Genomic DNA, 257 nt, shown 5'->3' with positions numbered 1-257 from the left:
GTCACCATCGTTGATCTCCGGGTCAAATTCGGCTTGCCGCCGCTGGAACTCGACGAGGACCGATGCATTGTGGTGGTTAGGTGGTCGGAGGAGAGTATTGGTCTGCTCGCAGATAGGATTCAAGACATTGTGGTGGCTGACGCGGCCGATATCCTCGACCCTCCTGCCAATATCTGTGGTGTCACGGGAGCATTTTTTTCCGGTATCTACCCGATGGAACAGGGCTTAGTCGCCTTCATGCGCCTGCCTGAGCTGCT

Annotated in this window: 1 protein-coding gene; it reads left to right on the top strand. The window is 56.0% G+C overall.

Translation table 11 applies throughout. From position 1 onward, the window contains the following. Window positions 1-257, top strand: a 257-nt coding sequence (locus EUU22_RS20065) for a chemotaxis protein CheW (protein ID WP_205687931.1), incomplete at both ends; no start/stop codon positions are given.

The organism is Ciceribacter ferrooxidans (assembly GCF_004137355.1).
Taxonomy (GTDB): domain Bacteria; phylum Pseudomonadota; class Alphaproteobacteria; order Rhizobiales; family Rhizobiaceae; genus Allorhizobium; species Allorhizobium ferrooxidans.
The sequence above is the reverse complement of the archived record's forward strand: the minus strand, read 5'-3'. Positions and strand labels throughout refer to the sequence as shown.